Annotated in this window: 12 protein-coding genes; 4 read left to right on the forward strand and 8 right to left on the reverse strand. The window is 35.0% G+C overall.

From position 1 onward, the window contains the following. Positions 1-170 precede the first annotated feature (170 nt). The 6 genes from ACFVT8_RS04520 to ACFVT8_RS04545 all read right to left on the reverse strand — a co-directional run bounded on the left by ACFVT8_RS04520 (position 171) and on the right by ACFVT8_RS04545 (position 6,990). Entirely contained in the window at positions 171-932 is a 762-nt protein-coding gene (locus ACFVT8_RS04520) for a TerC family protein (protein ID WP_387081756.1), read from the reverse strand. Positions 933-1,615: 683 nt separating this feature from the next. Beyond that, positions 1,616-2,770 carry a Ger(x)C family spore germination protein gene (locus ACFVT8_RS04525; RefSeq protein WP_387081755.1) on the reverse strand — a complete coding sequence of 385 codons (1,155 nt, stop codon included), beginning with the start codon at positions 2,768-2,770 and terminating at the stop codon, positions 1,616-1,618. Continuing rightward, on the reverse strand, positions 2,767-4,227 hold the full coding sequence (locus tag ACFVT8_RS04530) for a spore germination protein (protein WP_387081754.1): 1,461 nt from the start codon (positions 4,225-4,227) through the stop codon (positions 2,767-2,769). Before ACFVT8_RS04530 ends, ACFVT8_RS04525 begins: the two co-directional genes overlap by 4 nt. After that, positions 4,227-5,351 carry an endospore germination permease gene (locus ACFVT8_RS04535; protein ID WP_387081753.1) on the reverse strand — a complete coding sequence of 375 codons (1,125 nt, stop codon included), beginning with the start codon at positions 5,349-5,351 and terminating at the stop codon, positions 4,227-4,229. Before ACFVT8_RS04535 ends, ACFVT8_RS04530 begins: the two co-directional genes overlap by 1 nt. A gap of 240 nt (positions 5,352-5,591) precedes the next feature. Beyond that, a complete protein-coding gene (gene rsiV / locus ACFVT8_RS04540) occupies positions 5,592-6,479 on the reverse strand; it encodes an anti-sigma-V factor RsiV (RefSeq protein WP_387081752.1) in 888 nt (295 codons plus the stop codon). Then, positions 6,472-6,990, reverse strand: coding sequence for an RNA polymerase sigma factor SigV (locus ACFVT8_RS04545; protein ID WP_387081751.1), 519 nt, complete (start codon positions 6,988-6,990; stop codon positions 6,472-6,474). The genes rsiV and ACFVT8_RS04545 overlap by 8 nt, the downstream gene beginning before the upstream one ends. Before the next feature lie 476 nt (positions 6,991-7,466). Here ACFVT8_RS04545 and ACFVT8_RS04550 point away from each other — a divergent pair, with 476 nt between their 5' ends. Then, the gene (locus tag ACFVT8_RS04550) at positions 7,467-8,150 is read left to right on the forward strand and encodes a YqeB family protein (RefSeq protein WP_387081750.1); all 684 of its coding nucleotides are present in this window, start codon (positions 7,467-7,469) and stop codon (positions 8,148-8,150) included. Between the two features lie 162 nt (positions 8,151-8,312). Here the strand turns inward: ACFVT8_RS04550 and ACFVT8_RS04555 are convergent, their stop codons facing one another. Further along, a complete protein-coding gene (locus tag ACFVT8_RS04555) occupies positions 8,313-9,080 on the reverse strand; it encodes a TSUP family transporter (RefSeq protein ID WP_387081749.1) in 768 nt (255 codons plus the stop codon). 215 nt (positions 9,081-9,295) lie between these two features. On the opposite strand from ACFVT8_RS04555, the gene ACFVT8_RS04560 reads away from it, so the two are divergent. The 3 genes from ACFVT8_RS04560 to ACFVT8_RS04570 all read left to right on the forward strand — a co-directional run bounded on the left by ACFVT8_RS04560 (position 9,296) and on the right by ACFVT8_RS04570 (position 11,602). Further along, positions 9,296-9,721, forward strand: a complete 426-nt coding sequence (locus ACFVT8_RS04560; protein ID WP_387081748.1) for a hypothetical protein — start codon at positions 9,296-9,298, stop codon at positions 9,719-9,721. Between the two features lie 75 nt (positions 9,722-9,796). Then, positions 9,797-10,789 (forward strand): LLM class flavin-dependent oxidoreductase, encoded by a 993-nt coding sequence (locus tag ACFVT8_RS04565; protein ID WP_387081747.1) that lies wholly within the window; start codon positions 9,797-9,799, stop codon positions 10,787-10,789. 294 nt (positions 10,790-11,083) lie between these two features. Next, a complete protein-coding gene (locus ACFVT8_RS04570; RefSeq protein WP_387081746.1) occupies positions 11,084-11,602 on the forward strand; it encodes an Rpn family recombination-promoting nuclease/putative transposase in 519 nt (172 codons plus the stop codon). A gap of 251 nt (positions 11,603-11,853) precedes the next feature. On the opposite strand, the gene yfkAB is transcribed toward ACFVT8_RS04570, so the two are convergent. After that, complete coding sequence (gene yfkAB / locus ACFVT8_RS04575) at positions 11,854-12,966, reverse strand: radical SAM/CxCxxxxC motif protein YfkAB (protein ID WP_387081745.1); 1,113 nt, start codon at positions 12,964-12,966, stop codon at positions 11,854-11,856. Between the last annotated feature and the right edge of the window lie 263 nt (positions 12,967-13,229).

Below are 13,229 nucleotides of genomic sequence, written 5' to 3' on the forward strand. Positions count from 1 at the left end.
AATTTTTATATAGTAACATACGAGTCGAATTAGAAAAAGATTCAAAGCGTAGAATAAATTGTATTATTATAATAATATAGGTTATTATTCCTTGGATTAAGTCCCAAGCAACTCGAGATGATGATACAAATATACCTGGTCTTTGCTAAGACCAGGTAATATTTTTTGTGTTATTTTACATTTTTTCTATGGTTTTTCACACCAACTAAATAACCACCAAGGGCAATTCCCACTAAGACAATCCAGAAAATAGCCTTCCATATTGTTGAGTGTGGAAATTCATGTGGAATTATACCAAGTTTTTCGTGTGCTAGTGTTAGAACAGCCAACTTTACACCAACCCAACCAACAATTAAGAAGGCTGCTGTTTCAAGCGATGGAAATTTATCGAGAATTTTTACGAACCAACGGGCAGCAAACCGCATCATAATAACACCGATAATACCACCTAAAAACATCACTGCGAATTGTCCAGCATTAATGCCACCAACATCAAAATTTCCGATATGAGGTAGTGTAACTGCAATGGCAACAGCTGCTAATATTGAATCTATGGCAAAGGCAATGTCAGCAAACTCAACCTTTAGTACGGTCATCCAGAAACCAGATTGCTTTTTATTCTCATTAATTTCCTCGGGATTTTGTGCGGCTTTTCGCGAATCATAAATATGCTTCGTTGACATAAATAATAAATAGGCCGCACCTAAAGCTTGAATTTGCCAGAAATTAACGAGCGTTGTAATAAGAAATAGTGCGGCGAAGCGGAAAATAAATGCTCCCACTAAACCGTATAATAGTGCTTTCTGCTGTTGATTTTTTGGTAAATGCTTTACCATAACTGCCATAACGACGGCATTATCGGCAGCTAATAAACCTTCTAGAACAATTAATACGACGAGTACCCATGCATATTCTAGTAAAATTGCCTCCAAATTTGTTTCCTCCTTTATACTTAGAACAGAAATGAATATAACTGCTTCTAACGTATTCTTTGCTTTTTTAGGCAAAATAAAAAGACCCCTGCCTAAAAAATAGGCAAAGGTCTTGCTAAGCTAATTAACGGTTTGTTGCACAAAATATCTGTACGTTAAAATATGCCTTCACACCCGATGGTAAATAACCATGTAATGACGAATGTGAAATCAGATGTTTTTTCACATCTGCTAGCTACTCCCCTTTGACATAATTGTCAAAAGCTATTCAATTCTTTATACATGAATTATAACATGCTGATCATCAATTGCAAATAAAAGTGTGACGCTTTGTTAAAAGTTTTGATGATTGTTGTCAGGAAAAGCTATTCTACAGCTACACTACTCAAATAAATTTTTGAGGGTTGGATAAATGTAATTCCCTATAAAAATAAATATCAGGTCAACAGCACAGAATATTTCAAATGGGGAATATAAACAAAAGGTGGATATTTATAATGACATTTGTTAAAACGTATTCCATTTGGAAGTCGGAACGGTAATCAACTACACGTTAAGATAAGCACAACTCTTTTGGTGAATAGCCGATACATTGGAATGAATAAATAAAATCTTATCCAGATATAAAATTAAAATATCCTTTCAAATAGATATGTACATTTGAGAGGATATTTTTAGATTATTTATTTAATTGTTCTTATGAATGTTTTTCTACCAGAACTTATCTGATTAAGGTCTATTTCTAATTTACTAATAGAACTGGTTGTTAATGGGATCTTCCCATCCTTCTCTAGCTTTTTCCATACTTTCACGTTTTTTCGATATAGATGTTCAGAAAGGCGATAAATATCAATATCTTTCGCTAATGCTTCTTCATACGTTGTTCTAATTTCTTTCTTTACTTCTTTTATAATCTTTTTTCTTATTTTATCTTCTGAAACATTAGTTTTGAAACCATTTATAGTTGCATTTAATTTTACAACTACCTCAAATGAAACTTGATCATTTTTAACAATTGGTTTGATATCTACCTTTATTTTATCTAATGTTGTCGTTAAATTATCTGTGTCATTTTCATCTAACTTAAATGTGATTTCACCTCTATGCGTTCTATTATGCATCCATTGCGTTCCTCTTGCAGCATCATTCTTAATAAAGCCTTTAAACCCATTTTTGGAAAGAACACCGACTCCTATTAAGGCAGTATCTTTACCTGGTTCAACTGCCGTTTCCCAGTTTTGGTTAATGGATATATAAGGGATACCAATTTCGTGATTTGGTTCATTTAAGCCAATAACTAAATTTCGGAAATTAACGGGCTCAACGAATGTTTCTTGATCTTCTGTATCTAAAGGAGTACTAAGCTTTGACGATATAAGAGGTTTATTCAATATCGGCGTTATTAGAAGGATGTCTTTTATAGGATCTTGTGTACAATAGGTCCATATTTGATACCTTGTCTCTCTATACCGCAACAAACTGTCTATAACGGAGATGGCATTTTTGTTTTTCATTGCTTCTTCAGAGAAAATAACGTAAGTCATATGTCCCCAAAACACTTTTTGGTCGATGGATCGAAATAATTTAAAAAGTGCTTCTTCCAACGTTTTTCCCTTAGATTGTCCAACCTCTGCCGGTACAGCTAGAGGATTAGGAATTTCGGATTTCGCAACATTGGTGAAGTTAATTAATTGCAAGTATATTTCATACTGGCCATCTTTATAATCAATACCAAGGCCATCAACATAATACATTCTTTGTGGTTCAGTAACATCCCAACATCCTGAAAGAAGGAGTGAAGAAGCTAAGCTTGAAAGTAAAATAATTTTTTTCTTCATTGCTTCTTCCTGCTTTTAGAGGTACGAGTGTTATCTTGGGGTGCAAGTGCTTTGTTGCGCTCAGTGTAGCCCTTTGGTGATAAGCGGAAGATCGATTTTTTAATAGTTGTCCAATTTAAATCTGTTGCAAGATTCATGTAAGAGTAACCATAGATTCGGATATTACATAAGTAAAGAAGTGTAAAGTAAAGTGAGATGAAAAAGCCAAATAAACCAAAGAAAGCGCTGGCAAGAATGAACGCAATACGCAATATACTGATGGTTGTTACAAGAGATTGGTTCACGAGAGTAAATGATGCAATGGTAGAGATTGCAATAACCACAATCATTTCTGGACTTGTCACACCTGCGCGAATGGCTGCATCACCAATAATTAAACCTCCAACTACACTTATCGTACCACCAATAACAGAAGGTAGACGTAAGCCCGCTTCTCGAAACAATTCAAACATAAGTAACATTATTAGCATTTCGAGAGAGGAGGGGAGAGGTAAACCTGTTTTTGCTTGGACGACTGTTGCTAAAAGCTGGAATGGTAGCTGATTTTGATGATAGGTCGTCAAAGAGAGCCAAAATGCAGGCAATAGCAAACCGATTAAAATGCCAAAGATCCTCAAAAGTCGTTCTATAGAACTGAAAATGATGGGATATTCATTATCCTCAGCGGATTTTAATAATAAAAATAAATTTACAGGTGTGATGACGCCATATGCTACACCATCGACGAGAATAATAAAGCGTCCTCTAACTAGAGCCTGAATAGCATAATCGGGTCGTCCCGTGTAATCGAATTTTGGGAAAAGCCTGGAATTTTTATTAATCCGCTCCATTAATATATCCCCGCTAAAGACAATATCTGTATCTACAGCTGCCAGCTGCTTTTTAATTCCGTGTAAAATATCCATGTCGACAATATCATCAAAATAAAGAATGGCCACGCTAGTTTTTGAACGTTTGCCTAACTCCATTTTTTCTACACAAAAAGAATTCGTAGGTAAACGTTTTCGTAATAGTGCAATGTTGACACGGATGTCTTCAATAAAGTTATCCCTTGGTCCCTTAACGAGAACCTCCATCCGCGTTTCTTCAGGATTTCGATTAGGCTTTTTAGCAATACAACTAGCGTATAAAAGTCCATCTTCTTCAAAATAAAGCAGTAAGAAACCAGTATATGCAAAGTTAAGGGCTTGTTCTATATCATTGACTTTTTCAAGCGTTGGAATATGAAGTTGATTTGTAATATTTTCTTCTAAGGTTGTATCAGCTAAATTGTCATAAAGATATTGAACACGCCGAATAATGACTTCATTGAGCATTTGCTGGTCTACCATCGCATCACAGGTAATGAATTGAACCTTTTTTTGATTAAATGTATATTCTTGAAATTGAATATCTGCTGATTTTTGAAATAGTTTTTTTAAGGTGTTTAGATCTATCGCCTTCTCCTGCTGAGGCATTATGATTCACCACTTTCCATCTCTTGTTTTTCAGATTTCTTTTTTTGAGAAGACTTCCCTGAAAAGAACGCTACTATTACGAAAAAAATTGACAGAAGAAAAAAGAAAATAAAAGTCACTGTTAATATATAGTTCCCTTTCACCTTCAAAAATATGTTTTCATTTAAAATAATTAGCGGTAGACAAAGTAGAAAGAAGGGTGGAGCTATCATTCTCCATATTTGCTTCGGGGCCCCAGTCATTTTCAATAAATCCGCTATTACATATAAGATAAAGCTAACTCTTATAAATGTACCAGTAAGCCATTGGTATATTGAGAAAAAGTCAAGATGCTCAATATAGCGACCAATCGAGACTAGTCCCCATTCCTCGTATGCAGGATATCTTTGCTTTGCAGCTTCGGTTGGACCGAATTCTGCAACTGCGGCCATTAGTGGTCCTAAAGTAAGCCCCATTAAAATGAAAAGTATGATGGCAAAATGATACCAACGAAGGCGCTCCTTAAATTGATGCTGTAAAAATATAAGCATTACTAATTCAATGAAACCTGATGCCGGGTAAATCATCCCTTTTATAACGGGCTGGAACCCATGCTCAAAAAATGGACGTAATAACTCGTATTCTTTTACCTGTATATTTGTAAATGCTACAAAAAAACCAAAGACTACTACACCAAATAATACAAAGACATTTAAAATAACAATGGTTTGTAAGCTTGTTGTAACAAGAAAAAGACAAAGAATCGTATAAATGAGTAATAATATAATGACCGGTGTTTGAGGTAAAAACGTTGTGTTTACCCATTGCAATGTTTCAACCATCGTAAATGCAGCTAGAATGAGTAAATAAATAACTATAATATAAATGACAATTGTAGAGCCTGTTTTCCCAATTTTCCCATCTAGCCAGTCTCTAATAGGTTCCTGATTCGTCTTTTTTTGAATATAAACTAAAAGAAATAGCCAAAAGAATATAATAAATGCGGCCATTATTACAGATATCCAACCATCTCTCCCTACAACGTCTAGTAGCGGAGGAATAATTGTCACGTGATTTTTTAAGCCAATGACAGTCATAGATAAGAAGATGACATGTAAAATACTTATTGATCCTACACCTTTCATATGAAAACCCTCTAACGTTAATTGATACACTTTAGCTTAGACAAAAAATAAGAGGATTATAAGCGTGAAAAACTACTCTGTAAAGTAGAATCTAAAAAATACAACTGTCATGAGCTTCGTATTCCCACCTTGTTTATAAACAGTTTTTTACAGAAAAAAAGCGAGGTATTTGACGATTGAATTGTCAAATACCTCGTATTTAGGAAATATATTTTAACTTCTTTTAGCGGAAGTGTATGATTAATGAATATACTTAGAGCTTACAAGTTCGTTTTTTAGGACATCCGTTGGGATTTCGAATTCCACGACACCCATATAGCCAGGTGCTACTTCATACTTATCGAAGGAAATAACAAGTTTACCTTTATCAGAAATATAAAATTGCTGGTCTGCTTTAATAGCTGTAAAGTTGTCCGTAACCTCTTCATCTGGAATCCCTGCACCTTTTACCCAATATACTTTATCTGAGTCGGATGCAGCTTGTTTACGCATCTGTTCAATAATGTTTTCACTGATAGTTTTAATATAACTATCGTCTTTAAATAGCATTGGTAGTGTAATTAAAATTTCATTTTGTTTATCAATTGTATCGTAGTGCATAGTTGTAGAAGATGATGCAACTGTATTGACAGTGTAACGACCAATCGACAAGATTTGGTCATTATCTGTTTTTACGTCGTAGCCACTATCTACGCCTAAGTGGCCGCCACCGTTAGCCTTTAAATCACCAACTTCGGCAATAAAGTCATTATAAAGAGCTTTACCTTCTGAACGGTATTTCTCATTTAAAGCATTTGCAAGATCTTTATTTTCTAGGTTTTCAATAGAAGGTACTTTAATGTCTGCATCATATGTCTCTTCTTTTACTTCATATTCAGTCCAAGTTAAGACTTTTACAACGCTACCAACAACAGGGATTTCTGAAAGTGTTTTAGCCATTGCAGGACTGACATTTAAACCAGCTGTAAAAAGCATTGCAGCAGCTGCAGATCCCAATAACCATTGTGGTGCTCGTTTTTTTCTCTTCTTTTTACCTTGTTTTAGTGCATTTTCAACCACAAAATCAAGCTCCTTTGGAATAGATACCTCATTATATTGCTTTTCTAGTTCTTTTAATTTTTCATCCATGTGCAGTTTCTCCCTTCACATCTTCCAATTGTATTTTCAATAGTTTTAACGCTTTATAAAGACGAGATTTAGCGGTACTCAGTTTAATGTTAAGGATATTTGCAACATCAGCGAGTTTTAAATCTTCAAAATAATGTAAAATAACAACTTCACGATACATTACTGGTAAGTCATCTAACGCATGCTCTAAATCAACGTTTTCGTAGACATCCTCTTGTGCAGGTGTTAAATATTGCAATGTATCATCGTCTGTTACTTGTAAGCGTTTATGCTTACGTAAAAAATCTATAGATGTTCGTACGACGATTTTGTAAAACCAGCTTTTCATATACTCGACATTTTCTAGTCGATCTAGAGAAAGCATTGCTTTTTGAATACTGTCTTGTACAACATCAAGTGCGTCCTGTTCATTTTTCGTATAGCTATACGCGAGCAAATAAAAACGTTCTTTCTGTTCACGAATTAACTGGACAAACACCTCTTCATGTTGAAATGCATTTCTTGTTTTCATGTCCAAAGAAGCTCCTTTTTAACATTTTCAAATTGTATACAACTACTAGACGTGTGAAAGGGGAAAAAAAGTTTATAGCATAAAATAACTTATCTTATTTTGTTAACATCAAAGTTAAATAATTGGTAATTTATCCTGCATTAACTATCCGTATAAACCCAAATAGTGAAGATTAACAATCAGTGGGAATGAAGAAAACATCCGCAGATTAGAGTTTCACTTTAAAGTCCATTTTATTTTGGTGAAAAATCATAGCAAATTATAAACCTTTTGTTATTGCTTAGAAAGGGGAAAGAGTAAAATGGATTTAATTGGAAATTATATTGCGCGATTGTTATTTGGAGCAGGAAGAAGAGCTTCTGAAATTATTGAAATAACTGTTGGATAACGTTGGAATTTCCGGGGGAACAAAATCGTTTTGACAGTATATTAATCTAGTGTTATTATTTACCTAAAATTAAGTAAGTAAAGGTGAAATGATGAATAAAAGTTTGGATAATAATTATACGTTATTAAATTTTTCCAAAACCGATAAAGTGATCTTGTGGCTTGGTTTCCCACTTCTTGGTTTAGTGCTTGGATGGTTTCTTCCGAGTATTGCTAAATGGACTAGTACTTTACCATGGGTACCTTTCCAAGGGCCTTTAAATCTAATTGCATCTTATAATGGAGCATGGGTAGGTTTTATCACAATGGTTCTCGGATTGCTTGTGGGAATTATGGTGACATTATTTTCTTTTCATGAAAGCTTAGAAATAACTATTTACGATGAGAAAGTTAAGTTAAAACTAAGAGATGATGAAACCATCTTAAAAAAGGAAGATATTTCAATAGTATTTATAGATGGGAAACAATTGGTATTATTAGGTAACGATGAGAAAGAGCTGTTTCGTTATAAACAAGAGCTTAATAGAAATACAGTGGGTGCTGCATTTTTAAAACATAATTATCTTTGGAGTGATACAGCACCTTTTATAGAAGAATATAAAAAATGGGTACTGGATTGTCCTGATTTATCACCTTCTGCAAATGCTCTATTAAAAGCAAGAAAAGTAGCGATTGAAGATGGGAATGATGAAGAAGTATTTCAGTTAGCTAAAGAGCTTTGGAAGTTAAGAGTATCCGTAAAAGAAAAAAATAAAAGTCAATATTATCGATAAACGACAAAGAAAAGTGAAGAGTAGATGGTATATTCGTTGAGGATTGACCATTGTAATTGTAAAGTAGTGTCACTTAAAACAATATATATACAAAACCAATAAAGCGGTGCAATTAATAAAATTGCACCGCTTTATTTTGTTTTTAAAGATATAACGAATTAATCATGAAAAATAGTCATATGTATTTTTCAAAAGTAATAGAATTGTCACAACGATAAATAAATTACGTACATACCCGCTACCACGTTTAATGGCAAATCTAGAACCAACGATAGCTCCAGCAATTTGTGCAAGTCCCATTGGTAAACCATAGGCATAATTTATTTGCCCTAAGTATATAAACATAAGAAGGGCGGCGATATTACTTCCGAAATTCAAAAACTTGGCATTTCCCGCAGATTTTAAAAAGTCAAAGCCAACAATTAAAAAGGCAAACAGTAGAAACGAGCCTGTCCCTGGCCCTAAAAAGCCATCATAGAAGCCGATTAAGGTAATGATCACCACAAAAAATGCGTAACGCTTCGGTGTCAATTTTTTATATGTAGAAATGCTACCCCAGTCTTTTTTGAAAACAGTATAAATTGCTACAGCTGCTAGCATGACAAGCATAAGTGGCTTTAATACGCTGGGATCCATAAGATGGACAATCCATGCACCAATCATGGAACCTATAAAAACAAAAGGGAACAATTTATAAACGGCTTTAATATCCAATTTTCCAGAGCGATAAAATGTAATAGTGCTCGTTAATGACCCCATAGTGCCCGCTAACTTATTTGTAGCCACGGCTGCAGATGGTGGAAGACCAATAAACATAAGAGCTGGTAATGAAATAAGTCCGCCTCCTCCTACAACAGAATCGATAAATGCGGCTAGAAAGCCAAAAAAGATAAGAATGAGTAAAATGTTTACATCTAAACCAAAAGGCACGGTGGTCATCTCTTTTCTATAATAATATTCTGATAGTAGCGAAATGAAACATGACTGTAAATAGCATAAATAGTATTTCTCTATTAATTTTGAGAATTAAATAATTTTAGATATTTTGTAATTCTGCAAAAATCAAAAATATTCTACTTTATGTGTATATTTTAATGTATTATGTAGGTGATGATGTTTTTTGCGTAAAGGGGACGTGATAGCATTTGAGTTTAGGGAATCATATAAGAGTATTTATTTGTGTTGTGTTTATGGGGCTACTTGTCGGATTTGTATATAATGCCAAAAAAGATATAACTGATAATGAATATATAGATACAGTAAAAGAAGGATATTTAGGGGATTTTTCAGATGTATCTGTTCGTAATGCATTTAATTATGCATTTTTTGAACCATATTGGCGATATTACCAAGCAAAAACAGGTGAGCATGTTGTCGAATTATCAGGTGATATTACATTTGAAGGTGTTAAAGGACATGCCATTTTACAGTTTGTAGTGGATGAACAAACAAAGGAATTTACTGCTTATGCGATGAAATTTAATGATGTCGTATTGAGTCCCGTTCAAAACCGAGTGCTTATAGGCACGGTTTATGAAACATGGCATTCAAAGCGGCTCGCCTATGAGTAAGGTCTTTTGCTTTGTAAAAGTAACTTCCTATATTACAGTAGAGAGGAGTGCTAAGAGACAGAGAGGGTGTTTTCAATGAGATTAAGTATTTTAGATCAAATGCCTATACCAAAAGGTCATACAGCTGAGGAATCCTTTCAGCGTACAGAACAAATAGCGCTTTTAGGTGAAGAGCTTGGCTATCATCGTATGTGGTTAGCAGAGCACCATAATAGTCATTCACTGGCTAGTTCAGCTCCCGAAGTTACAGCAGCTTTCTTAGTGGCGAAAACAAAACGTCTTCGTATCGGTACTGGAGGCGTTATGATGATGCACTATTCTCCATATAAGCTGGCAGAGGTTTTTAAAACATTAAGTGGCTTGGCACCGAATCGTATTGATTTTGGCGTGGGTAGAGCCCCTGGTGGGGATCATGCTTCTATTTATGCGCTAGCAGAGGGAAGAAGACAACGTTTTACAGAGCAATACGATAAGCTCGAAATAACTTTGAAACTGATGAATAATCAAAAAACAGGCGAAGATGTCTATGATCAAGTGATAGCGGCCCCAGTTAATATCCAATTACCTGAGGCTTGGTTACTGGGGTCTAGTGGTCAAAGTGCTATGCAGGCAGGACGACTAGGTGTGGGCTACTCATATGCGCAATTTTTCCCTGGCAACATGTCAAAGGATATATTTGATACGTATAGAGATTACTTTATACCTTCCTATTACATGGAGAAACCACAAATTATCGTTACTTATGCGGCGACAGTTGCAGATACGCTAGAGGAAGCGGAATATTTGGCAAAGCCGATTGATATTACACGCCTCCATCTCATGAAGGGGCAGATCATTCAAGCAATGTCGCCTGAGGAAGCAAAAGATTTTCCACTTACAGAGTTGGATAAAATGACAATCGCTAATAATCGAAAAGCCAATCTTGTCGGAACTCCTGAGGAAATTGCTAAATTTTTAGTAGCAGAGCAAGAGCATTATGGATTTGACGAGGTAATGCTAAACTGTAATCAATACGCACTAGAAAGTCGCATGAATACTTACAAGCTAATTGCAAAGGAATTATTATGAACCGCCTAGCTTTTGCGGCGGAGTACTTACACAGAACCTACTAATTAACAAGAAAAGCACCTAATTTGCTAGTGAAAAAAATCTATGAATCATGTAAATGGAAGTACAGCAAAGAAAAATCGAGTTGTATTCATGTGGTGGTAGAAATATAGGAAGTTTTGAGGAAAATAACAAAAAAGAAGCGATGTTTAGTTCGGAAACATCGCTTTTTTGATATAAACTTATTTGCTTTCGAAGATTTTGTGTAGGTCCTTAAAGTAATTCATGTTTTTATAAATAACAAAATCAAGGCTAATGCCAGAAGATGTGCTGGAAATTCACTTTATAGAAATGAACAAGTTTATTACGCTCTGGCATGAAGAGAAGTTGGATGCCCTTAATGATATATTAATTCGATGGTTGTTATTACTCGGTATGGTCGATGGTCGCAAAAAGAAAGTATATGCAGAGATCTATCGTGAATTGGAGGAGTTAGCGATGAAAGATGAAAACTTACGTGCAGCATTTGATACATGGGAAGAAATTAGCCAATCGCCTGAAACAATTCTTGCTTATCAGTCACGGTTAAAGTATATCCTAGATGAAGAAGCCCGCTACATTGATGGAATCAATAAGGGAAGAGAACAGGGGATTGCAGAGGGAATGAAAGAAGGACTGGAACAAGGACTGGAACAAGGGCGTAAACAAGAGCAAATAGAGTTAGTGAAAAAATTACTTAAACGTCATGAACCAATTGAAGAAATAATGGATTTAATAGGCTTATCGAGTGAAGAAATTGAAAGAATAAAAAGTCTAAATTTACCTCATGAATAAATACTGAAATTAAAAGAGAAATAGCGAGTTTAAATGATTCCTACCGATCAAATGGTGTGAGAATTAGCTATAGGAAATTATCTCACATACTAAAGTAGTAAAGGTATAGATAATTTTTCTATCTTTCACTTTTTCAAAAAATTGAAGCTACCTGATGCTCGGACATTTGGTAGTTTTTATTGTTGAAGCAAAAGTATCATAGCTCCTAAAAAAATGTCCAATGCAAATCTATGCATTGGACATTTTCTCTTTTACACTCTAGCAGAGCCACTAACAAACTTCGTATCTTTATAATACATATTTTGAACAAGAACGTTAGGACCTAAGCATTTTACTGCTGGACAGTGACAGTTTAGTGATTTTGCTAAATCTGTTGCCATCCATTTATCGAAAATTGCTGGTAATTCGTCGTTCACAATATTGCCAAGCGCAGGTGTGTCGCCAAAGTCTGTTACAATGACATCACCCGTAAAGATATTGACATTTAAGCGAGAGCGACCATCTGGATCATTACGCATCGTCACGTTTTTCTCTTCTCTTAGTCGTTTTAGAAGCTTTTGATCTTCTTCATTCATGCTACATGGATAGAAAGGTAGCGTACCAAATAGCATCCAAGTGTTTTCGTCTCTAGTATCAAGTAGATGATGAATCGCCTCACGAGTTTCTTCAAGTGATAAAGACGTAAGGGCACTAGCAAAATCTGAAGGGTACATCGGATGTACCTCGTGACGTGCACATTTCATTTCGTTGATGATTTGGTTATGGATATGCTCTAAGTACGGTAAAGTTTTTTTATTTAACATTGTTTCCGCCGATACCATTACACCATGTTCTGTAAGCATTTTTGAGTTATCAATCATGCGTTGGAACAAAGCTGCACGCTGTTCATAAGTCGGTTTTCGCTCCATCATGGCAAAGCCCGTTTCGACGAATTCATCGATAGTACCCCAGTTATGTGAAATATGTAGTACATCTAAATACGGTGCAATCAGTAAATAACGTTCTGGTTCCAATGTTAGGTTAGAGTTGATTTGTGTTCGTACGCCACGTTCATGCGCGTATTTCAATAAAGGCAATACATAGTTTTGAACGGATTTCTTAGACATCATCGGTTCTCCACCAGTAATAGAAATTGTTTTAAGGTGCGGAATTTCCTCGAGACGCTTTATGATTAGCTCAATTGGTAAAGCATCAGGATCTTTAGTTTGTAATGTATAGCCAACAGCGCAGTGTGCACAGCGCATATTACAAAGAGTTGTTGTGGTGAACTCTATATTAGATAGGGTCATATGCCCATGTTGTTCAACATCTAAATACGCTTCCCATGGATCAAAGGTAGGCGTAATTTTTTGTAGGGTCTTCATAATTGATACATCTTCCTTTCTAGCATTCTATTGTCTCATATTCGCAGTTATTTTCAAATATGAATTTGTCGAAAGGGCTATTTTTAGGCAAGATGATCATTTTTAATACGCAATGAAGGAATATCTTTAACCCCTTTCCTTAAACGATATTTCCTAAAATTCAGTAAAGTGGATGAATGGGTAAATTTACTGTTATTTTTCTCAAAAAACGTTATGATAGAAGGAGTGAAATGGTAATACAGCACCAAAGAAAGTAGGAAATG

This window comes from Lysinibacillus sp. NPDC058147 (genome assembly GCF_042884205.1).
Classification (GTDB): domain Bacteria; phylum Bacillota; class Bacilli; order Bacillales_A; family Planococcaceae; genus Lysinibacillus.